Annotated in this window: 18 protein-coding genes and 4 pseudogenes; 12 read left to right on the top strand and 10 right to left on the bottom strand. The window is 43.6% G+C overall.

Annotation, left to right across the window (positions count from 1 at the left end; all coding sequences use genetic code 11):
• Window positions 1-495: 495 nt before the first annotated feature.
• A complete protein-coding gene (locus SBL51_RS04505) occupies window positions 496-1,959 on the bottom strand; it encodes an aldehyde dehydrogenase family protein (protein WP_317929497.1) in 1,464 nt (487 codons plus the stop codon).
• A 922-nt stretch (window positions 1,960-2,881) separates the two neighbouring features.
• Here SBL51_RS04505 and SBL51_RS04500 point away from each other — a divergent pair.
• The 10 genes from SBL51_RS04500 (at window position 2,882) to SBL51_RS04455 (ending at window position 15,845) form a co-directional block, all read left to right on the top strand.
• Complete coding sequence (locus SBL51_RS04500; RefSeq protein ID WP_317929496.1) at window positions 2,882-4,123, top strand: cytochrome P450; 1,242 nt, start codon at window positions 2,882-2,884, stop codon at window positions 4,121-4,123.
• Window positions 4,124-4,186: 63 nt separating this feature from the next.
• The gene (locus SBL51_RS04495; RefSeq protein ID WP_317929495.1) at window positions 4,187-5,530 is read left to right on the top strand and encodes an amidohydrolase family protein; all 1,344 of its coding nucleotides are present in this window, start codon (window positions 4,187-4,189) and stop codon (window positions 5,528-5,530) included.
• Between the two features lie 490 nt (window positions 5,531-6,020).
• Window positions 6,021-6,596, top strand: coding sequence for a helix-turn-helix domain-containing protein (locus tag SBL51_RS04490; RefSeq protein WP_317929494.1), 576 nt, complete (start codon window positions 6,021-6,023; stop codon window positions 6,594-6,596).
• A gap of 488 nt (window positions 6,597-7,084) precedes the next feature.
• Complete coding sequence (locus SBL51_RS04485; RefSeq protein ID WP_317929493.1) at window positions 7,085-7,981, top strand: SMP-30/gluconolactonase/LRE family protein; 897 nt, start codon at window positions 7,085-7,087, stop codon at window positions 7,979-7,981.
• 46 nt (window positions 7,982-8,027) lie between these two features.
• Window positions 8,028-8,792: an SDR family NAD(P)-dependent oxidoreductase gene (locus tag SBL51_RS04480; protein WP_317929492.1), complete on the top strand. Its 765-nt coding sequence runs from the start codon at window positions 8,028-8,030 to the stop codon at window positions 8,790-8,792.
• Window positions 8,793-8,847: 55 nt separating this feature from the next.
• On the top strand, window positions 8,848-9,597 hold the full coding sequence (locus SBL51_RS04475; protein WP_317929491.1) for a 3-oxoacyl-ACP reductase family protein: 750 nt from the start codon (window positions 8,848-8,850) through the stop codon (window positions 9,595-9,597).
• Between the two features lie 27 nt (window positions 9,598-9,624).
• Entirely contained in the window at window positions 9,625-10,839 is a 1,215-nt protein-coding gene (locus tag SBL51_RS04470) for a cytochrome P450 (protein WP_317929489.1), read from the top strand.
• 192 nt (window positions 10,840-11,031) lie between these two features.
• The gene (locus tag SBL51_RS04465; RefSeq protein WP_317929487.1) at window positions 11,032-12,066 is read left to right on the top strand and encodes an LLM class flavin-dependent oxidoreductase; all 1,035 of its coding nucleotides are present in this window, start codon (window positions 11,032-11,034) and stop codon (window positions 12,064-12,066) included.
• Between the two features lie 187 nt (window positions 12,067-12,253).
• Window positions 12,254-14,809: a TonB-dependent receptor gene (locus tag SBL51_RS04460; RefSeq protein WP_317929485.1), complete on the top strand. Its 2,556-nt coding sequence runs from the start codon at window positions 12,254-12,256 to the stop codon at window positions 14,807-14,809.
• Window positions 14,810-14,849: 40 nt separating this feature from the next.
• Window positions 14,850-15,845, top strand: a complete 996-nt coding sequence (locus SBL51_RS04455; RefSeq protein ID WP_317929484.1) for a hypothetical protein — start codon at window positions 14,850-14,852, stop codon at window positions 15,843-15,845.
• A 63-nt stretch (window positions 15,846-15,908) separates the two neighbouring features.
• Here the strand turns inward: SBL51_RS04455 and SBL51_RS04450 are convergent.
• A pseudogene (locus tag SBL51_RS04450) lies at window positions 15,909-17,058 on the bottom strand (IS4 family transposase).
• Between the two features lie 237 nt (window positions 17,059-17,295).
• On the opposite strand from SBL51_RS04450, the pseudogene tnpA (SBL51_RS04445) reads away from it, so the two are divergent.
• A pseudogene (gene tnpA / locus SBL51_RS04445) lies at window positions 17,296-17,740 on the top strand (IS200/IS605 family transposase).
• A gap of 94 nt (window positions 17,741-17,834) precedes the next feature.
• Here tnpA (SBL51_RS04445) and SBL51_RS04440 read toward each other — a convergent pair.
• Both SBL51_RS04440 and SBL51_RS04435 read right to left on the bottom strand, forming a co-directional pair.
• Window positions 17,835-19,001: a MaoC family dehydratase N-terminal domain-containing protein gene (locus SBL51_RS04440; protein WP_317929483.1), complete on the bottom strand. Its 1,167-nt coding sequence runs from the start codon at window positions 18,999-19,001 to the stop codon at window positions 17,835-17,837.
• A gap of 41 nt (window positions 19,002-19,042) precedes the next feature.
• Window positions 19,043-20,710 carry a class I adenylate-forming enzyme family protein gene (locus SBL51_RS04435; protein WP_317929482.1) on the bottom strand — a complete coding sequence of 556 codons (1,668 nt, stop codon included), beginning with the start codon at window positions 20,708-20,710 and terminating at the stop codon, window positions 19,043-19,045.
• A 663-nt stretch (window positions 20,711-21,373) separates the two neighbouring features.
• Here SBL51_RS04435 and SBL51_RS04430 point away from each other — a divergent pair.
• Entirely contained in the window at window positions 21,374-22,159 is a 786-nt protein-coding gene (locus SBL51_RS04430; protein ID WP_317929481.1) for a sterol desaturase family protein, read from the top strand.
• A 98-nt stretch (window positions 22,160-22,257) separates the two neighbouring features.
• Here the strand turns inward: SBL51_RS04430 and SBL51_RS04425 are convergent, their stop codons facing one another.
• The 6 genes and pseudogenes from SBL51_RS04425 to SBL51_RS04405 all read right to left on the bottom strand — a co-directional run bounded on the left by SBL51_RS04425 (window position 22,258) and on the right by SBL51_RS04405 (window position 26,283).
• Window positions 22,258-22,440, bottom strand: a complete 183-nt coding sequence (locus tag SBL51_RS04425) for a transposase domain-containing protein (protein WP_317929938.1) — start codon at window positions 22,438-22,440, stop codon at window positions 22,258-22,260.
• A pseudogene (locus SBL51_RS04420) lies at window positions 22,423-22,932 on the bottom strand (IS66 family transposase); the annotation flags it as partial. The gene SBL51_RS04425 and the pseudogene SBL51_RS04420, both read right to left, overlap by 18 nt.
• Window positions 22,933-23,015: 83 nt before the next feature.
• Window positions 23,016-23,660 (bottom strand): IS66 family transposase, encoded by a 645-nt coding sequence (locus SBL51_RS04415; RefSeq protein ID WP_317929480.1) that lies wholly within the window; start codon window positions 23,658-23,660, stop codon window positions 23,016-23,018.
• A gap of 176 nt (window positions 23,661-23,836) precedes the next feature.
• Window positions 23,837-24,118 (bottom strand): annotated as a pseudogene (gene tnpB, locus SBL51_RS23260) (IS66 family insertion sequence element accessory protein TnpB).
• Window positions 24,119-24,140: 22 nt separating this feature from the next.
• A complete protein-coding gene (gene tnpA, locus SBL51_RS04410) occupies window positions 24,141-24,407 on the bottom strand; it encodes an IS66 family insertion sequence element accessory protein TnpA (RefSeq protein WP_317929479.1) in 267 nt (88 codons plus the stop codon).
• A gap of 244 nt (window positions 24,408-24,651) precedes the next feature.
• A complete protein-coding gene (locus SBL51_RS04405) occupies window positions 24,652-26,283 on the bottom strand; it encodes a GMC family oxidoreductase (protein ID WP_317929478.1) in 1,632 nt (543 codons plus the stop codon).
• Window positions 26,284-26,362 lie beyond the last annotated feature (79 nt).

The following is a 26,362-nucleotide window of genomic DNA, read 5'->3' as shown; positions in this document are numbered from 1 at the left end:
AATTTCTAAACAAAGACAGAAGCCGGCATTGAAGTTAATGAGAAATAGATTTTGTAACGCGGGAATTTTAACGAAGGGCAGTCTGTTTGCCTGCAATCTGAAAAGATAGAGAGCGCTTTTTTGTAGATTTTTATATCTGGCATAACACTACCCAGCGTGAGGTTTATTATTTATTGCTTGGTATGGGAAGTAGTTCAGGCTTTAAAAGTTTTAAAGTTTAATTGTTGCTTGCCGATTACAGCTTCCTCAAATGCTAACACTATGACGAACAAAGGCGCAATAAAAAAATCTTGTGGGTTTAAAAGTATTTTTGATGATTGCTATTCAGCGGGATGTGCGCAGTTTTAAACTGCTACAGAGGGTTTTATCAGTGTCATTCTTACGGACGGTGTGGGCGGATTCTAGGCAAAGCTAATGTAAATATTAGCAGAGAACTTGGATGATAGCTTTTGACTAGCTGCATCGATAATTTAGATGCAGCTAGTGGTGAAATATTTAGACAGAGCTGGCGATCACTTTGGTATCCAAAAATTCTTGTATACCTTCAACTCCCCATTCACGCCCCATGCCACTGCCCTTGAAGCCGCCAAAGGGAAGGTCGCCAGTAATGCTCATGCCGCCGTTGACGCTAACAGCTCCTGCAGAAATTCGCTTGGCAACTTTCATGGCTCGCTCTTTACTGCCGGTAACCGCGCCCCCAAGCGCATAATTACTCTCGTTTGCTAAACGGATAGCATCTTCATCGTCTTCAAACGGAATTACTACCAATACGGGACCAAAAATCTCTTCTTGGGCGATACGCATCTTGTTGTCTACATCGACAAAACAAGTTGGTTCGATAAAATAGCCGGTGCCTTTATCCGGTCGGGATTTACCACCTACCAACAACGTTGCTCCTTCTTGTTTACCGAGCTCAATATAGCTTAAAACTCGATCATGTTGTTTTTGAGAGATAACAGGGCCCATCATTTGCTCAGGCGAGTCCATATTTCCCCAATTGTCAGCAAAACCAGCATAGGCCATTTTTAATGCTTCAACGGCTTCGGTGTATCGGGATTTCGGGACTAATAACCGTGTTGGAATAGCACACCCTTGTCCGGCATGGAAAACTACGATAGAGCGCATTACTGCCATGGTAAAATCGGGAGCATCGTCAAGTATAATATTAACGGACTTTCCTCCGAGTTCCAGAAAAATGCGCTTCAAAGTGGCAGCGCCAGCTTCCATAATTCGTTTACCGACTGTTGTGGAGCCAGTAAAGGAGATGACATTTACACGCGGATCTGCCACCAGCAGCTCACCCACCATAGCTGGGTCACTTGAGGTAAGAACGTTAAACACGCCTGCTGGTAAACCTGCCTCTACAGCGAGCTCCCCCATGATGGATGCCATTTTAGGCGTATCTGGTGCAGGCTTTAGAATGACAGTGCAACCGGATAGAAGCGCGGCGATGACTTTGCCGATGTTTACGTAAAGCGGTACATTCCAGGGAGTTATCGCCCCAACCACACCGAGAGGTTCGTGTACAATGATCCGTTCTGAATCGAAGCCAAATTCGCTTTTAACGCCACGATCTTCTTCCCAGCATACTTTATTAAAACACTCCAACAGTTCCTTGCCGCCATTTAATGCCCCGTCGACTTGGGCGAAGCAAGCAGCTCCTATTGCTGAACCAGCTTCGAGCCTAGCGATTTGAACCAAACTATCGCGGTTGGCTACCAATAAATCCATAAACTTAGTGATTAGTTGTAAGCGAAGTGGGCGGTTGTACGACCAGTCACTTAGGTCGAAGGCATTGCGTGCGGCCGCAATAGCTTCTTCTACATCGCATTCTGTTGCCTCTGCTGCGATACCTATAGGTTCGCCGCTCCACGGGCTTACGTTAGGAAAGCTTTTGCCATTGGATGAAGGGCGTACTGTGCCATTGATAAGCAAATTTGCATCCGAAAGGGTATGCACTAACAACTCCTTATTCTTCTTGTTGGTGATATAAGAGTACGTAAAATTCAATAAGAAATCGAATAATAGTAGATATAGTTATGGATTAGATAATTAGTCTACCTAGCTTCTTTAATGCGAGTGAACATGGACAACCAAATTAGGACTAACGAATATGACTCGCGATTATAGTAAACGCTAACATAATGACGAACGCCTGGCAATGTCTATTAGAAGGTCTTTCATAGCTACTCAACAGCTGTCTCTGAAGGTCTGTGAGGGACATATATATCGGCTATTGATATTGGCTATACATTAACGCTATCGATACTGGTGGGTAAGTATAAATACTAATAAAACAGTAGGTGCTTATACCACTTTTTGAAACTATTGAATAAATTACTTCCTTAATCGTCTTGACCTATGAGCTGTGTTTTAAATATCATTTGCTAACAATGTGACGAACTTGGTGATGACGCCCAGGAAAATCTATAACACTTTCGACCGGCTGCCATATAAAACTAGCTATGCTGATGGGTAAAGTTGGGATATGAAGTTGGGTTATGGGTAGGCAGTATCGTCAATGATATAAAAATAAGCAGAGGTCAGTCTGTAATTTGTGCATTCATGCAGTCCTGTTCAGATGTCGCTGTGTGGGCCAAAAAAGAGGAGGGCAAGGAATGCAAGTTGGTGAATTAGACTTTTCCCACCACTAAGTCAGGTGCCCCCTAGTTATGCATCGTCACGCACATTAGGCGCATCGTTGCGCTATTGTATGTAGTTTGTTGCGCAGTAAAGTTAAGCCACCGACACAATAATCCTCGATACAAATATCTGTAGAGTTATCTAGAGGTCTTTCAGAAGGGAGTCAAACTTCCCAAGAACACTAGTGCACAAAACTGTATAGCGTATAAATTTAAAGCAATAGAATATGAGGTGGAAAATGAGTGAGCATTCTACAGCATCAAAAACACCAATTCCTGAACACGTTCCTCCAGGGTTGGTTTATGACTTTGATATGTTTCATGATGCGGAATATGTTCTGGACCCTCACAAAAAAGTAGAGAAATTAATTAAGGAGGCTCCGCCGATATTTTGGTCCCCTTATAATGGTGGACACTGGATACTGGCCGGGCACAAGGCTAACTTTGAAGCAGCTAGAGATACAGAATCATTCTCTAGTGAGATCATTCCAAATGAGCAGCTTTTGGAGATAATCGCCAGTTTGCCACCTGACATGGAGCGTATACCTCTTTCCTATCCAATTAATCTCGATCCGCCTAAGCATGCTAAGTACCGACAGCCGCTGCAAAAAGTATTTTCGCCCAAGTCTATTCAAGACCTGTCAACGAGCATTCGTGAACTAGCGGGTGAATTGATTGATAAAGTTGCAGCTAAAGGTGGATGCGAATTTATGTCATCGATAGCTGAGCCTTTACCTGTTCAGGTGTTTTTAAGAATGCTCGGCTTGCCATTAGATAAACAGGATGAATACAGAAAGTTGGTGCGAGATCATCTGTCCCATACCGATGAAATGTCGCAATTACTTACCATGCAGAATGTAGCTGCGGCAATGAGGGAAACTATTCTGGCAAGAAAGGCTAGGCCAAAAGACGACATTATTAGCCTATTGTGGTCTGTAGAAATAGACGGGCGCCCTACAACACTTGACGATATTGAAAATTATGGGGTTCTACTCTTTGTCGCAGGGCTAGATACTGTCATGCAGGGAATGGGCCATGGTATGCGCCATTTGGCCGAGAACCCTGAATTACAGCATCGTTTACGTGAGAACCCCGCATTAATTCATGAAGCAACGGAGGAGATGCTGCGTCGATATACATTTACTGTCCCTCCGCGACGTGTCGCAAGGGATGTAATCTTTCACGGCGTAAATATGAAGGCTGGCGATAAGGCTATGCTGTTTTTACCGGCGGCAAATCTTGATCCGGAAGAATTCAAAGATGCCGATAAATATCAGCTGGATCGTGATAAGAAAGTGCATATCGCTTTCAATGCTGGTCCTCATCGTTGTTTGGGGTCTCATTTGGCTAGAGTGGAACTCGAGATACTTTATGAGGAGTGGTTTAAGCGAATTGGTGATTTTTGGTTAAATCCTGATAAGCCAACGATATATCATTGTGGGCACGTTATTGGTGTCGATAGTTTAAATTTATGTTGGTAGGCATATCTACAGATATATGGCCAGTTAGATTTTATTTTAAATTATAAGAATAAGGATGGGTATATGAACATGAACGATATGGTGATCATCAGTGTCGATGATCATATTACTGAACCACCGGATATGTTTGACAAACACTTAACTGGTAACGATTTGGAGTCAGCGCCTAAATTTGGTACGGATGAAAATGGCAAAAGTTTTTGGACCTACCAGGGTATGTATATGCCATCTGTGGGCCTCAATGCGGTGGTAGGGCGGCCACTTGAAGAGTATGGCATGGAACCCAACTCGTTAGAAGAGATGCGTGAAGGTGTTTATAACGTCCATGCTAGAATTGGCGATATGAATGCTAATGGCGTTGCTGCTTCATTAAATTTTGGTACTTGTGTTGGCTTTGATGGAGGAAAGTTTCACCAGGCGCCAGATAAGAATCTCGCACTTAAACATCTAAGGGCGTATAACGATTGGCATATTGATGAATGGTGCGCGGCATATCCCGATCGATTTATTCCATGTGCGCTTTTACCTACTTGGGATATGCAAGCTACCGTTGCAGAGATTAAACGCATTGCCTCTAAGGGATGTTCATCAGTATCGCTAAATGAAAATCCAACTAAGCAAGGGCTACCCAGTATTCACAATGAATACTGGCAGCCAATGTGGCAGGCCATAGCCGAAGCTGACATCACCATGTGTTTACATATTGGAGCTGGTAACCCTGTTCCTCATGCTTCTATGGAAACACCTATCGAAGCATGGATAACCACAATGCCGCTATCGAGTGCTGTTGGCGCTGCGGATTGGTTACATTTGTCGGCTTTGAGTGAGTTCAATTTAAAAATTGCACTGTCTGAAGCGAGTATTGGATGGATTCCATATTTCCTAGAGCGAGCAGACTTCTCTCATTCTCGTCATAAATTTTGGACACATAACCACTTCGATGGGCTTACGCCTAGCGAAAGATTCAAAAAACACTTTATGGTCTGCTTTATAGACGATGCTTACGGTTTGAAGAACCTCAACGAACTCAACGAAGATCTAGTGGCGTACGAGTGTGATTATCCCCATTCGGATACTTTGTGGCCAGAGTGTCCAGAGCATCTATGGGAGCAGTTAAAGCATCTGTCTGAGTTACAAATCGATAAGGTTACACACTTTAATGCTATGAATTGGTTTCGTTTTGATCCATTTAAAAACACCGCTAAAGAGCAATTGACAGTCGGCGCACTGAGAGCCAGAGCAATACATGATGGTGTAGACACCACTCCAAAATCTTTAGGGGGTGAGAGACCATTAGCAATGGATGAGGTGGCTCGAAGGGTTACTTCCGGTGATTTGGCAAAAATGTTTGCTCGACATGGCCAAGCTGACGAAAAGTCAAAGTCCGCTTGGGGTATGTCTAAATAACTACAAATTTACGCGTTTGTGGTATTTATAGGAAGTGCTCACGCACTATAGCCAGTTGATAGTTCACCTCATTAAACTTCTGGTTTTTATCTGGCTCATCGGCCGATGCTTCTATTAATGATATCCGAAAATAAGTTCCTTTCTAGAGATGAATTTACGCTATTCAAGGCTGTCGCTGTTAGTGAAGTGCAGTAAATTGGTTAGATCATAAAAATTCGTCACCATGATAGTAGGGGTGGTAAACTATAAAACACTTCTAATAAAGCATTTGGTATACATAAATAGTTCAGGAATTTTTCTATGGCATGCTTTTTGTAGGGTTTTGCTTGACACTTTGGAGGGTAAAATTCTATGCTTGCTGCCAACTAATATAGATAGGTATATCAGGTGGTATAAGGCGCTCGAAGATGTGTTGTGAGATCTCAATATTGCCGCTAACTAAGGAGCGGGCACATGTCGGCACAAAAATCTAAAATATCTAGGAGATAATATGTCTTCTTCCACGCGAAGAATGGGATCAATTGATTCTGAAATGGCGGAATCAATGCTTGATGCAACCGAGGAAATTCTAAAAGAAGAGGGCTATGCAGCATTAACATCGAGAAGAATAGCAGATTATTTGGGCGTTAAACAACGGCTACTGTATTACTATTTCCGTACCATGGATGATTTAGTATTAGAGTCTTTTAAACGATTATCTGTACGTGAGCTAGCCCGACTAAAAGATGCGATTTCTTCAGATCAGCCTCTTCCAGAAATTTGGAAAATATGCACAAACACTAGTGACGCGAGACTAGTATCCGAGTTCATGGCCATCGCCAACCGAAATGAAGGAGTACGGGAGGCTGTAATCGAATATATCGAGGAATCGCGTAAGTTACAGGTGAAAGCCCTAAAGAAGGCCATGGCTAAAAGTGACGTTTTTGACCAAAATTTACCCGCCGAGGTATTGGCTTTTATCGGTACAAGTATGGCGTTGGCGTTGAATAGAGAGGCTTCTCTTGGCGTCAAGCTCGGTCATGCTGCTATTAGAAAGACTCTTGAAAACTTCTGGGAAAAATTGTAACCCTATCTAGCAGATTCATTCCCATATCGGTATTTAAAGTTCTACATCTAATGAGAGGCCTGTGTCAAAAGGCTCGGGTCCTTCATTCTATCTATCCCGCTTTATTCCTTCTGTAGTTCCCATATCATTGTGATCTCATTAAGTTCATACCTTTAGTATCACTGTTAATTTCAAATAAGCGCACATGTTCTTATTCTTCGTAGTTTTAATCTAAGTTTATTATCTTTGCTTTTTACTGTTTTCGAACGGCTATTGTCTTGACAATATTGCTCTCTGCTGACATCCTGACGAACACGTGTCGGGAGCTAGATTAAAGTTATGATATTGTTATGAGCCCACTTATTCGTATTTACAATTTCTAACGCTGATGTTTGTAGAATATCACCCGAATTCACTAGCTATAGTCGCGTATTTGACTGTAATAAAAATTGATTCAATAGCTGGGCGGTTGTTGTAGCAGATAACAGCAATTGGATTCTGGAGAGTTTATGCATAAGCCGATGCTCGAAAATATAAAAAATATTGCAAATGGTATCTACTTAGAAGGTTTGGCTGTAGACAGGGTTTCCAACTTGGTTTGGTTTAGTGATGTTATCGGTGGTGGCATCCATAGTTTAAATAGCAGCGGTGAAATTAAAAGCTATGACGCGGATCGCCAATGGACTGGCGGTATTCTATTAAATAAGAACGGCGTGGTATTTTCCTCAGGACAGTATGGTATTAAATGGCTGAATCCTCATGTTGGCTCCTCTGGCTGGTTAATAAATGAAGTTTCCGGTGAGCCGATACCGGGTGTAAATGAAATGGCGCCTGATTATCGTGGTGGAATGTTTTTTGGAACTTGCGATATTGAAAGCGTTATTGCCAGCGCTGCTCCACGACCAACAAAAATATTTCATTTGTCTACAGATAATTCAGTCAAACTGATCGCCGATGACATTGGCTTTGCTAACGGGCTGATGTATGACCCAACCAAAAACAAACTCTATTGTAACGATACATTTAGCTGCTCATGGGTATTTGATTTAAACGATGATTTGGCAGTTATCGATAGAAGGGTGCTCATTGAAAAATTGGATGCCGATGGCATGGCTTTGGATTGTGATGGAAATGTATGGATAACCGGATATCGTTCTAGTGAACTTCTGCAAGTGAGCCCGAAAGGTGATTTGTTAGCATCCATCGAAACTCCGGCCAGTGCTATTACGCAAATTCGTTTCGGCGGCCAGGATATGAAAGATATTTATATAAATAGCGTTCCTAGAGATGGTGGTGATAGCCTCAAGGAGGGTGAAATACCCACAGAGAGGCAATCAGTTCTGTTTAAAGGCCGATCAAATGTTGCTGGCATGAATATTCCTCAAACAGAATTATTTATCAAATAGTACCTTCCACTGTTTAGACAATAATTAAAATTATCGGAGAAATCGTATGTCTTCCTCCAAAAGACTTCTTGATAGAGTGGCTATTATAACTGGTGCTGGCCAAGGTATCGGGGAAGCTATTGCCAAGGCTTATGCCGCTGAAGGCGCAAAGGTTGTTTTGACCGGTCGGACATTGGAGAAGCTGGAAAAAGTAGCTGTAGAAATCAAAGAAAGCGACGGTGAAGCGTTGGCCTTAGTGGCCCACTCAGGTAACGAAGAACATACTAAAGCTGCTGTTCAAAAGACTATAGATACCTGGGGGCGTATAGATGTTGTTGTTAACAATGCACACACATTTACTGATTATCTACCGCTAGAATCACCCGATATGTCTCAAAATGTACGTGTTGATCTGGAGACCGGTTTTATTGGCTCGCTTCAATTTATGCAGCAAGCATTTCCGCACATGTGTAAAGTTGGTGGTGGTTCAGTAATTAATTTTGGATCAAGTTACGGTATTCGTTGCGAACCTGGTTTTCTCGCCTATGCCGCTAGTAAAGAGGCGATTCGAGCGTTGACCAAAACTGCCGCTAGAGAATGGGGTAAACACAAAATTCGCGTGAACACCATTCTTCCATCTGCTCTTTCGCCTAAGGCGATTTGGTATCTGGAAGAGAGTGGTAGTTATGACCAGGAACTGCAGAAAGTATCGTTGGGGTACTTCGGTCAGCCAGAGGACATAGCACCGCTAGCAATATTCTTGGGGTGTGATGAGTCGGTTTACATTACTGGGCAGACGATCGGTGCGGACGGTGGCAGTACCATGCTTTGACCATAACTTCGATCAATTACGACAAAATTATTTAGCGGATGTGTGTGATTAGACAATGAATCAGAAAGTAGCGTTAGTAACTGGTGCTGGCTCTGGAATGGGGGCATCAACAGCCGAAAGGTTCGCTCGAGAGGGTATTGCGGTCGGGGTACTAGACATCAACTACTCTGCAGCTAAATCTGTTGAGGCTGAAATTGTAAAGAAGGGTGGCAAAGCCATTGCGCTAGAGGCTGATGTCTCTAATCAAAAGTCTGTTATTACTGCCGTAAATGCGCTTCGGAAGGAATTGGGTGGTATCACCGTTTTGGTGAATAACGCCGCCGTTGAAGAGTTTTGTCCGTTCGAATCAATCACTGAAGCGAGCTGGGATAAAATAATGGATGTGAATTTAAAGGGTGTTTACCTCGTTACGCAGGCGGTGTTACCGGACATGGTAAATAGTGCATGGGGGCGGATTATAAATATTGGCGCTTTTGGTGCCCAAATGAGTACTCCTAGTATGGGCCATTATTACGCTAGTAAGGGTGGTATGTTTTCCCTAACGCGCTGTCTTGCTGCGGAATTGGGAAGTAAAGGCATCACAGTCAATACCGTTTCTCCGGGTTTTATCGATACGCCTATGGCTAGGCGAGCTATTGAAGAAGGTAAGTTTCCTGTTGCGCCCGAGATTATTTACGGGGCTTACCCAATCCCTCGAATGGGGAAGCCCGAAGAAATCGCCGCAGCTTGTGCCTTTCTAGCGTCTGAAGACGCCGGTTATATTACGGCACAGTTGTTGGGTGTAAATGGTGGTGCGGTTGTATAGCCGTAGTTAAAACTTTAGAGAACTAATATGCAACGGCCAACTGACCTCCATCTGCTTGATTTACCCATTGGTGAACAAATCTTTGCCGATAATCCAGATCCATATATGGTGGAGGCTAGAAAGCATCACCCGTGGTTAGCAAATAGCACTTTCGGATTAGTATTGACTGAGAGAGATGCTGTCGACGAAGTGCTTAGGTTGGATGAAAAGCTAAAAACACCGGCCAGCCATATCGTAGAAATCATGGGAGGAGAGGGCACCAATTGGGCTAGATTTCAACATGAGTGCTTGATTGCCCGTGATGGTGATATTCATGATCGGATTCGTAAAGCGGTGGCTCAGGCTTTTCGACCCGCTGCGGTCATGCAATATAAGCAAAGAATCCAGTTAGTTATCGGGCAATTGTTGGACGAATGGGCACCTAAGGGTGAATTCGATTTTGAAGAGTTTGCATCTCGCTTCCCGGTCGCGGTTATGTTTGGTCTTTTGGGAATACCTAGAGATAGGATCGAAGACGTAAAATACTGGTTGGAAATGCTTGGGCAAAGTTTCTGCCTAAATAAAGATCTCTTTCCGGAAATCAATTCTGCTTTTAATGGACTATGGGATTTTGCCGATTCTTTAATAGAGTCCAGATTCAAAGCTGGAAATAGTGAGCCTAAGAACGATATTCTCGATACGCTAGTTTCAGCTGAAACAGAAGGTGTATTGTCCCGCAATGAGGTGCTTGATTTAGTTCTTTTTATGTTCGCTGGTGGTTACGATACATCGAAGAATCAATTGGGTCACATAATGAACTTTATGCTGGACAGACCCGAGATGTGGCAGCGTTGTGCTGAAGATCGTGATTTCTGTGATCGTGTTGTTGATGAAACTCTACGCCACTCTGGCGTAGCGACTAGTTATCGTAATGTGGATACAGAATTTATCTATCGTGGGGTCACGATTCCAAAAGATACCATGCTTATTTTTCCTTTGGGTATTGTTTGTCGCTATAGCGGTCCATTTGATGATCCCAGTGAATTTAATCCAGAACGAGAAAATGCAAAACGACACACCGTATTCGGACGAGGTATGCATTTGTGTTTGGGGCAGTTCCTGGCTCGATTGCAAATGGCAGAAGGTATTAATTTAATGGCCCAACGCCTACAAAATCCTACTAGAAATGGTGATTTAGTCTGGCGATTATTTCCCGGAGTTTGGGGGCCTCTACATCTTCCAATAAAGTTTGATGCTAAATAGCTAAACAAGCCGGTCATGATCTTGGTGTGCGGGTTTCTTAATACTATTTAGACAAAAATCTAAGAATAAAAATAATATGGTAGTATCAATGAATAATTTTAGTTCCTTATCCTCCTGTAAGAATAGTAATCGATCAATCTGTCATCTACTACATGTCAACATAGATCACAAATTATTGGGCGCGGTGTCGGTATGAAATTTGGTGTAATGGTGTCTCGCCATCTGGTCGATAGAAATTCATCTCAGCCTTTCAATAAGTTGTACCGCTATATTGAAGAGATGGAAGATTTGGGCTATGACTTGGGTTGGTGTGGACATCACCGATTTTCAGACACAACAGCATTCGGTGGAGAATTTGCGAGTGAGCCATCGGCACCGATGGTTATGCTTGCAGGATTGGCAGCGCGTACAAGTCGAATTAAATTTTGTACGAATATCATGATACTTCCGGCGTATCATCCTATTGAGGTTGCCGAGCAGATCTTGACGCTCAATGAGATGTCCAATAATCGCTTTATTCTCGGCGCGGGAATCGGCTACAAACCTGAAGAATTCGAACAGGTTGGCTGGAAGTTTAAAACTCGTGCTCGCCGAATGGAAGAGTGTTTACAAGTTCTTCAAAAAGCTCTAACCGGAAATCGATTTTCCTACCACAGTGATCACTTCGATATTGAAAATTGTGCCTTGGCTCCATCGCCGTTGAACAACTTTGTTCCGCCGATTTGGATTGGTGCTGTAAGTGAACCTGCGATGTTGAGAGCTGGAAAGTTTGCCGATGGCTGGATTGTAAGCTTCGCCGAACATATTTTAGAGCTGCAAGCCAAGATTGATAAATACAAGGCTACAGCAGATGAGCATGAGCGTCCCTCAACAGTTTGTCTTATGCGTGATGTGCACGTGGTTAATAAAAAAGAGCAGATAGACCCAAATTTCTTGCCGAATGTGGTTCGCGTCTGGCAAAGCTATGCTAATTTGGGGGCAAATCCCGATCGCGATGAAGAATCCAAAAACGTAATGTTGGGTGGCAAGGCTATTTCGCTTGATGATTTCGCGCCGCATCGTGCGGTGGTTGGAACGCCCGATGATTGCATTGCAGAGCTTCAGCATATTCAGACAGCTATAAACCCAGAGTATCTTTTTCTCACGCCGACCGGCGTTCCTAATCCAGAACAACAAATTAAGGAGCTTCGTTTATTTGCCAAGGAGGTAATGCCCCACTTTAAATAACACTCGAACTACCTTTGTAAAAATGTGATTAAATGAAAATCACACATAAATTTGAAATGACAGATGTTAGCAACTGTATGCCAAGGTTTAGCGACTGTTATTTAATACTTTAATGTAGTAGGTATTTTATTCGCATAAACACTAAAAACTCCGAGGCATAATAATAATAATTTTGGAGATTGTTATCATGAAGAAGCAATTCGCGCTGTTTCTCGCTACCGCACCAGGACTATTGTCAATGTTCTCGAGTTCGAGCGTCTTTGCACAATCATCGCGGGACGATTTTACCTTGGAAGAGATTGTCGTTACCGCTAGACGACGCGAAGAAAGATTACAAGATGTACCTATTTCTATGTCTGTGCTTTCCGAAACACAGATAAAAAATGCAAATTTAACCAATGCCGCGGATATCGCACTTTATACTCCTTCTTTAACAGCAAACCGCCGATTTGGCGATGATCTAACATCGTTTGCAATTAGAGGATTCACGCAGGAGTTACGCACTACCGCTTCGGTTGGTGTATATTTTGCCGATGTTGTTTCTCCACGCGGTTCAAATTCGCAAGTTTCGGGTGATGGTGCTGGTCCCGGGATGCTTTTCGATCTTGAAAATATTCAGGTATTGAAAGGTCCTCAAGGCACCCTCTTCGGTCGAAATACCACTGGTGGGGCCGTGGTATTAACGCCTAAAAAGCCATCACAGGAGTTCTCTGGCTATGTCGAAGCGACGGGTGGTAATTTCGATTTACAGCAAATTCAAGGTGTATTTAATTTTCCTATCAACGATTCACTTGCTATTAGAGCTGGCGTCGATAGTAAACAGCGTGACGGATATTTAAATAATGTGGGTGATGTTGGACCAGATGACTTTGGAAATGTTGATTACACATCAGGACGATTGAGCGTACTTTGGGGTATATCTGAAAAAGTTGAAAATTACACCATAGCTACAGCCACTGAATCTGATAACAATGGCACGATCCCAACGGTAACACATTGTAATACGTCGGCTAATGGTGGGGGCTTGTTCGGAGGCTTTATTGGTGATTTATGTCAAGCGCAGTTGGATAGGCAGGCCGCGGCCGGTAATGACGACTTTTGGGATACGGCAGTAAGTGTACCTAATCCAAAAAGTGAAATATCAGAGTGGCGTGTTATAAATACCACTACGTGGGAAATTAATACCAATGTAACTTTGAAAAATATTGCTGCTTATGCGGAGCTTAATACTATAAACAATTCATCTATTTGGGGGACAGATTATAGATTTCAGCCTTACCTCGCCCCCGAAAACGACGTCGCTTTTGTATTTGCAAATTCAGGTGCGCGTGGTGACGGTGTAGATATTACTGACAATGCGACATATGTTGAGGAAATTCAACTTCAGGGTATGGCATTTGACGGACATTTAATTTGGCAGGGAGGTCTCTATTATGAAAGTACCAAACAGAATAATAATGTTGGTCAGTCTTCTCCGTCATTAATAGCGTGTGATTTTAAAAGTGTAGAGTCTGGAAATATTTCGGATTGGCGTTGTAATGATGTCTTAGCTGGTGCGACAGTGTTGGGTCTAATTGTTAATGGCGCTTTGCCATTTGCGGCCTATGGAAACGAAGAAGCATACCTAGGAACTCCTGTACGCGTCGGTAGTATCTCGCTTACAGAAGATCGACTTGAATATACTAACCAGGCGATCTATGCCCAAGCAACTTACGATTTTAGTGAAAAACTTAGTTCTACTTTAGGCTTACGTTACACTGTTGATGAAACCAAAGGCAGGCAAGATCGTACTGTAGTATATTTCCCTTACGATCCTCTAAACGGTGGTTACTTTGCACCTGAAGATACGTTTATTTCACCTAGAAAGGATGAAACACAAAAAAGCGAAGCTCCAACTTGGGTGATCGGAGTAGATTACAAACCCACCTCCGATGCTTTACTCTATGCTAAATACTCCCGCGGGTATCGGCAAGGGAGTGTCAATGTCTCCAGCCAACCAGGTTTATTGGTTCACGATCCTGAAAAGGTTGATACTTTTGAAATCGGAACTAAGTTAACCTTTAACGAAAGCATATCAGGATATTTCAATACCGCTCTATTCTATAATGATTTTAGAGACCAGCAACTGCAAAATGGTCTGTTATTGTCACAAGAATATGGCAACGTAGGTTCGACCGCGATCGTTAATGCCGGTAAATCTCAAATCTGGGGGTTGGAGTTAGATACAAGTCTAAATCTGTTCCAAGGTTTCTCTCTCTCAGCAGCTTACACCTATTTGAATTCAGAGGTTAAGGAGATTCAGGATGTTAACGACGTTATTGCTGCTTCCGGTGCTACGCCTTCTACTCTCTCCGCAGAGGTAGGCGATGAACTGCCTTTTGCCCCAGAACACAGTGCCGTTCTCTCTGCCAACTACCGGTTTCCCTTTTCATCGGAATACGGTGATTTAGTATTTGGTATTACGTACGTTTATACCGGTGAGATTCGCGTTGCTGCATCAACTACCTATTCTCCGCTGGGTGTATTACCAGATTACGAAGTCGTCAATTTTAATTTAAATTGGAACTCCGTATTGGGAAGCCCCGTTGATCTGTCTCTATTTGTTAATAATGCGTTAGAGGAAAAGTACTACACCTATGCCACCGGAAACTATTCAACACTCGAAAATGAAACCGGATTACCAGGACAACCACGTATGTATGGCGCGCGGGTCCAGTATCGGTTTGGAAATGGATCTCTTTAATATCAGTATTTTGATTAAGTAATTATATGAGGACGGTTTAATGGAAAAAATAGTCGATCATATTGATCATGCGGTATGGCTATCCTCCCCTGAAAATCTCAGTGCGAATGTCGAGATGCTAGAAGTCATGGCAAACACAAAGCTCGTTCGCTTCGAGCGAGAAGACATGGGGTTTATTATGTACATTTCTTGGGCTGCGGGTATTGAACTCGTTTGTCCAATGGAGCATCCCACTGAATTTAATGAGATGCTCAGAGCTCAGCTTGCCAAACGTGGCGAAGGGCTAATGGGTGTGGTCTTTGGTGTAAATAGTCTTGATGGTCATGCCAAGCGTCTTGCTAGTGAAGGTGTTGCGGTAGGCCCGTTAATGGACGATCACGTAGATTCACCCTGGCACCAGGACTTAAAGCTTCAGGAGCGATTGGCGGGGGAGGTAATGAATAGCTGGTTTATTCTTGGCGATATTGATTACAAGCCAGGTACAATCAATTTTGTTGATGCCAAAAATCCTCATGACTCCCATTTACCGCATTCAAAGTTGAAGAAATTTGTCAATCATGTCGATCACGTAGTGTGGCTATCTAGACCAGAAAATTTAGAAGCAAATGTCGCAAAAATCGAGCAGCTATCCGGGGTTAAGTTAGAACGTTGTGACCGATCCGATTTGGGCGTAGTTCTATATCTAAGTTGGGAGGCTGGGCTAGAAGTTATAGCGCCCTTTGGCGAAGAGACCGAATATAATGTGCAACTCAATTTGGGATTACAGTTCCTAGGAGAGGGCATTCTAGGTGTAGTCTACGGTGTAGACCATATTGAAGATCAAGAACCTAGGCTGAAAGCAGTTGGTCAGGAATTAGGTATAGAGTTGCTTGATGATCCAAATTCTCCTTGGCGACACAAGCTGCTTGTTCGTGAAAGAACCGGCCCAATTGTGATGAATGGTTCTTTTATGTTCGGCGACGTGCGCTATCCCGAAGGCATGGTTAAATTTCAAGGGTCCGTAAACTCGGAATCTGTTGATAGCGTTAGCGCTTAATTTTTTACTTTAACAACAATAAAAAAGCCCCTCGCTGAGCACTGCTGTCCCACAGTTTGGGACTCAAAAGACCAGCCTCATTTGAGGCTGGTCTTTTTGCTTTGGGGAAGGGCTTGGTTTGAAAATTTCCGGCAATATCTTTCGCTCAAAGAGATTGAGTTGTAATACTCTGAGCATCCGTTGAACTGTCCAGCCCGCTTTAGCGCTGTGGCGGGCAAACGCCACTAGCATATAGACCATCAAGGCAATCCACACCTGGGTGAGCACACCATTTTTTGAGGTCCCTACAAACGCTTTGATTTTCAGGTTTTGTTTAATAGCTTTGAAGAAAAACTCTACCTTCCAACGATCCTTGTATATGGCAGCGATGGTGGCTGCTGATAAACGAAAATTGTTGGTCAAAAACTCGTATAGACGCCTCGTCTCTGCGTCGTAAAAGCCTACCCGTCGAAGCTTGGGGGCGCCACGCTTGATCGCATGTGCACTGCTCAACTCAATGATTTGGTCGCTTGTGACACCGGTTTGCTTGTCTACAGGCTTGCTTTCCAGCACCCGGTAAACCGCCTTGGCGCGAAGTCGGGCAACAACGCTAATCCCTTGTTTTGTAAGGCTCCCAAACCACTCGTAGTCGACATATCCCTTATCAAAAGCGACGATACTGCCTTTAGGAAGCTAAATTTTCTTCCCTCTACCATGTCATTCTCATTGCCGTCACTGAGTGCAACAAACTCGGGAATATCCGTGGCGCGATTCAAGCCAACACTCAGCTTCACATTCGCTGTGTCGTCCCGGTGGGCGGCCCAGGGAAACAGCTTTATCGACAAATCCAAGGCAATGGCATCCAATGAATAGAGTGGATTTTTGAAGCGAAATTTGTGCTTGCCGGGTTGAGCTGAGCACTGACCCAATAGCTTGTAGAAAAGTGATTCTACAGCTCAGCGGGTTGTCTTTCGTTGAGTCTTGCTAGCGTTGAGTGGGCAATAGGCTTACTGCCCAAGTGATAAAGCTTTTGCCGCTGAGCTTCCAGGTTGGATTGAATATCTCGAAGACTCTGCCGGCCAGAAAGCTGAGACATCGCCATGCCAATAAATTGATCCCAGCGAGACGCAGAACGTAATTTTTGCCCGTAATGGTGTGCTCTTGCCAGAGACTCAAAATCATGTCTCGGCAGCGGTTTGAGCAGTTGCTGGAAAGCAGTGTTATGATGTGTCAAAGCCTGAATCTCTTGCTGTTCAATAGTTTCTTCACAGATCCATTGTAACAACAGAGATTCAGGCTTTCTTAGTTACCGCTTACTGTGGGACAGCAGTGCTCGCTGAGGGGCTTTTTATTATCAGCCTAAAACCACTTTCTATGGAGGTGGTGAACGATTACTCGGGGCTATGCCTGTAAAGTGCCCATGCTAGATACTCCCTCGTCTGTTATCAGCAAATGAAAAGGGGTAAATAGCATGAGCCGATATGAATCCGCATCACACGTATTCTATCGATGTCAGTATCACATCGTTTGGACGCCGAAGTATAGGTACAAGATACTGGAGGGCAAGATCGGAAAGCAGCTTTATCGTAGCATCTACATATTCTGTAGCATAATGAAATGTACGGTTGTTGAATTTAATATCCAAGTCGATCACGTCCATCTGGTGGTGAGAACACCGCCAAGGCTGAGTGTTTCACAATTATTGGGAATATTAAAGGTAAAACAGCAATTAGGCTATTTAATAAATTTCCCTATCTTAGAAAGAAGAAACTGTGGGGTAACCATTTCTGGCGGCGTGGCTACTTTGTTGATCAGTTGGTGCTAATGAAGTTGTCATAAGACGATATGTACGACACCAAGATCGAGAATCTAGAGAAGAGGAGGTGCGCCAACTGCTTCTGCATGTTTCAGGTTAGGACAAGCACCCTTATGGAGTGCCAATCAAAGCCACCTGCCATGCAGGTGGATTTTTACTGTCTGTTACTGTGTTCCGCAGAATAGAAGGGCGCGTTATTCGCTAGGCAGAATTACGGCGGCTTTAGCTGTAGCTAAAATAGTGCCATTTTGATTGGTCATAGAGACTTTAAGCTTTATAGATTCTCGGCCTAGTTCATCTTTACTGATTTCGGTAATCTCTGCATTTTGGACGGTAGTATCACCAATAAATACTGGACCTCGATATTGAGAGTTACAGTAGCTGACATAACCCCATTCGCCAGCCCAGCCTGCTAAATAATCTAAAATGTAAGCTCCCATGGATGCTCCGTAGCCATAGCCACGTGGCATGCCTATGCGCTGGGCGTACTGCGTGAAAAGATGTCCTCTTGACGGGCCGTAATAAGCGCCGTCGGTTAGTTCAGGGTTTATTTTTTCCATGCGACCGTCCTGTTCATAACCGCCCATTTCGTCGACCCAGCCCAGATCGGCTACTTCTTCTAGACGTTCCATCGCACCCCATAAATTTGTTGGAAATGCCCGCCATTCGGTTGTTAAGCTAGGAATGGTATGTGGTCCAAATATCCGTGTTGGTAGTTTATCGCCGACATTTACGCTGGCTAGCAAACGCTTATTGTGGCCAAGATCGTGTAATGTTTTTATCCACTCAAATTTCTTCTCTTCAAGTTCTAGGAGTTGTTTTTGTGTCCATTCTGGCTCGTGTTCATCAGCGGCTGATTGTGATTGCATATCTCGAGCGACATTGGGGTTGTAGCGAATACCAGTTGATCTCTGTGTCGCGATTTTATCGCCTTGGTCGTTGTAGTAAACATTATCCCCGCGTTGAAAACAGGTCGGCCCAGCGAAACTAGTTTCCTTCACAACATAATCGACGGAATAGCGTTCGTTGTGAATCAAATCTCCGGGTTTTATATGCGGGCCGTAAAACCACCACTCATCGCCGCCAAAGATTAGATGTGAGTCTGGTATCTTGCCGCAGCATGCCGGTACAGCACCGTGACCATCGTCCATCGCTACAGCAAATGATTGTGGTGCAATTAGCCCGCTAAAACGGCTTTCTGCTGAGTAGTTTCGATCATAGTGGAGTCTATTGGGGTAGTGCATTGCTTGTGCCCAACGTCGGATGTCATTGGCACCCACTGGCTCGTAAGCTATTGCGTCACGCAGTCTTTTGCCCACATAGTTATCTAGATCTGAGGTATCTAACGTAGTCTTACTCATAACTGATTCTCTTTGTTGTTATGCCCTTTGTAGAAAGTTAACTAACTCGTCTGATGTAAGCGATTACCAGCGAGTTCACGAAGTGCAGAGGTTTTTATTTTATTACTACCGGTTTTTGGCAGATCACTCTCATCAAAAAAGAGAACTTTCCTGGGTATTTTGTAACCGGATAAATAGCTTTTGCAGAATGCCCGTACCTCATCGTCTTGAATGTTATGTCCTTCTTTGGCAACGACACACGAGACCACCAACTCTCCTAATGAATCATCCGGGATTCCAACGGTGTGACTAGTTTGCACAGAGGGATGCTGACAAATAATGCTGTCTATTTCAGTGGGCGAAACATTAGCACCACCAGTTTTTATTATGTCGCTCAAACGACCACTCCAGTATAGATAACCATCTCCAGTAAAATAACCAGCATCTGCCGTATGGATAAAGCCCTCACGATCGAACGTATCTTCCGGAGCGTATTTTAGGTAGCCGGGCGTGAGTGTAGGGCCCTTAACAATAATTTCGCCTGACTGGCCAATGGGTACAATGACACCTGTTTCGGGATCTACTATGCGAACAATATTACCCGGCAAAACTGGACCTTGACCTTCTCTTTCCATAGCTTTACCAGAAATGACGGTAACAAAGGTAAAGGTCTCGGTCATACCATAGCCATTGAAACCAGGCCATGTAATATTGGTGCTTGGGTGATCTCGAAATGGGCTGCCAGCAACGACCCGACGTAATTTAGAAAAATCCGCAGTCTCCCAAGATTTACAGTCTTTTAGCCTCGCTTCTTGGTGCGGCCAGGCAATTACGCTAGTAACGTTCTGCTTTTCTATTAATTCGATTGCAGCTTCAGGATCAAAGTAACGAAGCATAACGATGCAGCCACCTCTACATAGCGTGCCGAACGCCATAGCAAAATTTCCGGAAAAGAAATATCCGTTGGCATTCCAGGTTCGTTCAGTATCGGAAAACTCAAACATTTTAGCGGTTCGCCAGCATTGTAGAGTTGCCGCTCTATGAGTTTGCCGGATGGCTTTCGGTAGTGCTGTTGTACCAGAGGAGAAGAAAATCAAAGAGTCGTCTACAGGGTCTGCCGTACTAGCGGCGGCAGTTACTAGCTCATCGGGAAAGCCATCGCCAGTCGAAAGAAACTCTTCCCAATTTTGGGTGCCATGTGAAGCTTTAATTGGATCAACACATATCGCTGATCGTAGAAAAGGCAACTCTGGATCTAGTTGAAAGTTTGCGGTTTCACCAAAGAGAGTGGGGCTTACTTGTTTAAGATCACTGTTAAAGTCTCGAGATGCGATACCTGCTTCAAAGAAAAAATGGGCTACATCCGCAACTTTAAGTTGATATTTTAGTTCGGGTACAGTTGAGAAGGTATTTAACGCAACTACGGTGGCTCCAGCCATGGAGGCGCCGAATAAACAAAATAACCATTCGGGACGGTTACTTATCAGAATTCCTATGCGAGTGCCTTTCGTTACCCCTCTCGATAAGAGTGCCTTTGCGACTTGCTGTGACCTCTGTAGGATGTCTAAATAGCTCCAGCTGGTCTGGATGCCCTCAGGTGAAGTCCACGTTACAGCTTCGCGCTGTTCAAACCGCTGTGCCAATTCTTGTATAAATGACGGGAGCGTTATTGCGCCAATATCGTCTTCTTGGGCCAGAGGAATGCCGGTAAATTCTGATATCTGTTTCATAATTTATTATTACGTATTTAAAGCGCTGATATCGGTCTAATAATGGTCAAACCGAGTCGCTATTAGCCGTGTCTTAAAGCGTGCTAACAAAATGACGAACCATGCATAGAGTAAATGTAATTATCGATGGAAACAAGTCTAAGAGCTTGGATCTAAGTTACTTTATGTCTCCTGCCTCATGCTAAAAGCTGGTGTGATTTTCGGATTTCTAGTGAAGGGATGGAATAGAAATAAAAAACAGGAATAATAGATATAATTATTATTGCGTTTAGTTCTGATTCCTGAATTTGATTGTATCTTCTTGCCTTAAATAGTGGATGTTGGTAACTTTGCTACCATGATGACGAACAACGTCTGGTTGGGCACGCCCCTAGAGTGACTAGGGCAAAGTCCTATGCAGCAATTGCAGAATGATTCTAGGAAACCTCTGATTAAGTCAGAGGTTCCGCTGGCACAGGCATGTATCAAAAACGTCGACTATTTTAAGTCGTTGATTTTGTGAGAAAACTAAAGATCAGTATTTTAGTATTCGTTATCTGACTAAGTCATGGATGACTTGTTCAGAGCTTTCCTAGTATTAAGCGTGTATTGACGCGTTTTGTTTATAAGAGTCTGGCTATTTATTATCAATAGAAGAAAAATAGAATAATTGGAGTATTCGCGATGTTGGACATTTTATATTCGGTCTTTCTAGATACGGGTAACAATATACTGAGCACCTGGATTGGTGTATTCATTGTATGGACTAGCTTTGTAGCGCTATCTCGTATTTTTAGCCAAGTAAAAACTATCAAAATACAAAAGCGGAAATACCGATCGGTAACCTTCAGGCACGAAATTATGTGGTCAGCCATTAATATTGGTATTACAGGATTTGTGCTGACGCAGTTTGGCGCTCTTATGGTTGACAAGGGATGGTTAATTTCGAACCCTGAGCCTGCTGCTTGGTATGTGGTTGTTATTGAATTTGCACTCTATTTCTTTATATTTGATCTATACTTCTATGGCATACATTGGCTGATACACAAAGAGCCTCTCTATAAATGGATCCATAAGACTCATCATTTTTCCACTAGCCCTAATCCATTAAGTTCTTCTTCAATGACTCCAATAGAGGGCATCGCTGAAGGTTTTATCGTTCCGTTATTTATGACCGTATTTACTGTCCATGAAACAACAGCTATGTTTATTATTCCCTTTGCAACTTTGATGGGATTGTATGTCCACTGTGGTTACGAGTTTTTGCCTCGTTGGTGGTACAAAAGTCGTTTGACGAATTGGTTTATTACTCCGATGTTTCACGATCAGCACCATCAGTACTTTACCTGTAATTATGGGGCGTATACGACTATTTGGGATCGAGTGTTCGGTACAGTTCGTCCGCGCTTTGAGCAGGACTTCGATAAGTTAAAAGCTAGAGCTGTCAAAAACGAATTGCCTGCGTCATAAATTTTCATTAACTTTCAATCTGTAGGAGCCACTGAATAACTCGGTGGCTCCTTTTGCATTTCTATGTGTAGTAAGGTAAGCGAGGATCGAACCGCGCCCTAGCCAAGCGCTACCTTCCAAGGTAGCAAAGCTTCAATATCCTTAACGCTTTGCGCGTTGGGCAGCTCTTTAAAAATAAATCTAAAGTACTCGTACACATTGGGATTATTAGCTTTAGTCGTTTCAATGAGGCTGTATAAGTTTACACTGGTTTTGGCTGCTGCTTGGCTTTTGCTAAACAACCAGTTTTCCCTTCCGATTGTAAAGGGGCGGATAGCCGGCTCCGCAGGATTATTATTGATAGGATAATTACCGTTTTCCAGATGGCCAACCAAGCAATCCCACTGGTTATTTAAAAACGTTGACGCTTTACCCAGAGCTGTCGCCGGCAATACGGTGTTGAGTCCTTTATCATTCTAAGCCTTGAGCTTCTCGATAATTGCCGCCGCTTCTTTCTGGCGGATTCGATAACGTTCACCAGGCGGCTGGCCTTTGATGCGTTTTTCATTGGCGTCAAGCTTTTGGATAAATGCTAAAGCCTGATCGGCCTTACCGGTATTTTTCTGGATTTTTTGCGAGTCGACGAACTTGCGACGGGCATGCGCCCAGAAACCTAACCGTTGGATTTGATAGGTACCGCACGCTTTTTGATACCACTCGTAGCGGTCCACCATGATTGCATCGACTTGCTTAGTCAGCAGTTCTATGGGGACTGGTTGTCTCGGTAGTGGCATACCACTGCTGGCTGCATAATGAGGGTGGCCATTAACCATGAGTAGTTTTTGCTTGCTGCCGATTTGCCAGGCTCATCGAGCACTTACAGTGTGGTTTCATCCGTGTGGATCAGCGGTTGTTGTTGGCTGTGCTCAGTGAGTAGATTGATCAGTGGTTGAACTAACTCACTACACTTTACTATCCAGTTGACTAGATTGGTTCGATCTAATGCGATGCCAATGTGCTTAAACATTTCGTTTTGGCGATACAGTGGTAAGGTATCGGCGTATTTTTGCACGTCGATATAGGCAAGTAACCGCAGGCTGGCGATGCTTTTCTCGATGGGCTGCTTGGGCTTGGCCACTGTTACACTATGTTGCTCACAATAAGGACAAGCGTATTTTAAACGGCAATGCACAAGCACTTTGATTTGTGCTGGAATAATATCGAGCTGTTCGTGATCTTCGCTGCCAATAACTTCCAGAACAGTACCGTCTTTGGGACAGAGTTTTTCAGACTCAGGTAGGTCGTGAATGATCTCTTCACGGAGTAATTCAGCAGGGATGCTGAAGCGCGGGCCAGATTGTCGTTCGTGACTTTTTACCGTGGTGGTTTCGGCGACAACTTCAGGTTCGACTTCATTTTTAAGCTCTTCAGCTTTATTAAATAAGCCTAGTTGGTCAACCGATATCTTCTCAGATGAAGCAGCGTATTTCTGAGAGAGCAGCAGATCTATTTTCTCTTGCAATAAAGAGTTTTTAACACGTTATTTAGAGGTTTGTTCGCGTAAAAGGGATACTTATTTTTCTAGGTCTGCCACATCAGTCATGGCACCGAGTTTACTAAAACCTAAACTACATCTCGATAGTAAATTAGTGAATGAGGATTAATTTTAGTGATATTTAAGCCGCGCAGTAGTCAGTATCACTGTTCGTGATTTAAGGTAACGACATCAAAGTGCGGATCTTTGGGCCATTTAAACTTATCGCGCTCTAGGCGCTTCTGCCAGAGTGCAAAGCCCGTTGTGTCCCAGTACAACACCTTAAGCTGTCGCCGAGATTTATTGCAAAACAGGAACAGACTAGGCTAAGTAATGGGTAGCTGCATTGACTCAGCGACAATGACGGATAAGCCCTTAATCGACTTGCGGAAGTCAACCGGGGCTTTGTGTAGATATATCGGAATGTCACTGTGCCAATCAATCATGCCAAGGCTCGAATCAAATTAATTAGGTACGCCGATGGTACTGATCCGAGAGTTTGAGTTTAATGGCTCCGACTTGGAGTTCTATCTCACTGCTGGGTTGACTTGAGGTTACCCGGGTAGATTGAATAAAGGGCGTGGCCGTATTGGTGTGCGGCAGATGCTTACTGCGCTTTAGGATAAAGTACTTCAGATTGAGGTTGTGCTGTTTGCAAAACTCAGTCTGGGTAAGGCGGCTCGATTCGTACTGCGTAATCAGGGATTGCCATTGTTCGCGAGTGAGTCGAGACATGATACTACTCCGAATATGATTTGCTCGGAGGGGAGTTCATGATTAACGTCAGCGGTAGGGCCTGGTTGGTTTGGCGGTTACGTAGTAAGAGTCGAAAAGCGTCGATTCCTGATCTCAAGAAACAGTTATTCAGTGATTCCTTTAGGCAAAAAAAAGCCTTCAACGAAACTGCTAAGTTGAAGGCAATTGCCAAATGCAACTTGATGATAACTTTGTAGTTAGTGTAGGCTACATATTCCTTTTCTTAGTTAACTGCTAGGGAAGTTCTAGCTAAAGATTCCTGCTTGATAAATTCAGCCGCACGATAACCTATCAACATGCTTGGTGCGTTAGTTGCCGAAACCGGGACTGTGGGGATTACAGACGCATCTGCTATCCGTACATTAGTAAAACCCTTCAGCTTGAGGTCTGTCGCAACAGGTTTATCCGCTTCTGGTCCCATCGAGCAAGTGCCGCTAAAATGAAAAGTTGTCATGGTGGCATTGTCTAGCCAGCGATTAATTTTTTCTAAATCGTTACTGGCGACAGCTTTTGATAACAGTGTGGATCCCCAGTCTAATCGCAGAGGTGTTTGTTCTGACATTTTATGGGCCAGTTCCACGGCCTTAAGCATGGTTTCTCTGTCTGTAGGATCCTCGTAGTAGGCTACGTCAATATAGGCTTGATCATCTGGATTGTTTGATTTTAATTTTACTACGCCACGAGATTCCGGTTTTCCTAAGATGACAATGATGCCGTAGATGTTGGCAATAAACTTCTGTAGAGGAGGCAGTCGAAACAAAATATTAACGAGACCCCTCACTCCGAAACGGATGGGTCGTATATTGTGTAGTCTTTTGGGGAGAATCATTTTTGGCACCATTTTCTTCATGGTTTCCTGAATGACAGAGGGCACAGAAAAAAAGGTGTAGCAAACATCCGCTTGCCCTTCGGGTAAACTGGTATTTCGATTTATTCGATCAAAACCATAAAGCTGAGGGTAAAAAAAATCGATAGGCTTATTGGTTTTATAGAAAATGCAGACATTAGGGTGATCTTGTAGATTTTTACCAATACTTTCTATGTACTCCACCGCTGGAATGGAGAATTTCTCTAGCTCTTCACGGGGCCCAATACCCGACAGCATAAGTAATTTAGGTGTTTCTAAGGCACCGGCACAGAGAATGACTTCTTTATTAGCTGTGATGGTCTGTAGCGTACCACTATCCGTCACCTCTACCGCAGTAGCTGTCTTGTTTTCGTCGAAGACTATGCGCTGGACTTTTACCTCAGTTTTGACGGTTAGATCTGGAAGCTCTGATTCTCGCCCGTGAATAAAAGACATATACGAACTGCGACGCTCTTGTCCGCGAAAGTTCATGTCATTGTAACCAATATATCCTCTTAAATTTCCGTCGTTTAAGCTGTTTTTATGTTCGAATCCAAGCTTCAATGCCGAATTGATGCAGGCTTCGGTAAAGTTTGTAGGCTCACGATATTGAATGCCCAGTCGATTTTCCAAGGATTCAAAAAACGGTTTAATATCCGGCCACCTCCAGCCCTCTGGCCATTGTGAAAAATCACCCACATCGCCACGCGTGTAGACCATCCCATTAACTGAGCCCGATCCACCTAATCCAGTTCCCGTGCCACAGTAGGCTGGCTTTTTACTGGTGCCAGTTGGCTTGGCTGCGTCTCTGTCCCACATGGTGTTTTCATTGGAGAAGGTATATTTAAAGCCGTCCGTGGTTGTTATTTCTGGATTCTGTTGTGCGTTTTGGCCTGCTTCTAATAGTAAGATAGTACCTTGCTGCTCCTCAGCTAAACGAGCTGCAACTACGCAGCCGGCGGACCCGCCTCCAATAATGACGTAATCGTAGTTATTGTTAGTCGTCATACTTAGATTCCTAGTGTAGTGGGTCGCTAACTCCGTGGACAGCCAAATGCGTAGATAGCAGAGTATAAGTTTAGCCTGT

It is taken from the genome of Halioxenophilus sp. WMMB6 (assembly GCF_033283405.1).
Taxonomy (GTDB): domain Bacteria; phylum Pseudomonadota; class Gammaproteobacteria; order Pseudomonadales; family Cellvibrionaceae; genus Halioxenophilus.
The sequence above is the reverse complement of the archived record's forward strand: the minus strand, read 5'-3'. Positions and strand labels throughout refer to the sequence as shown.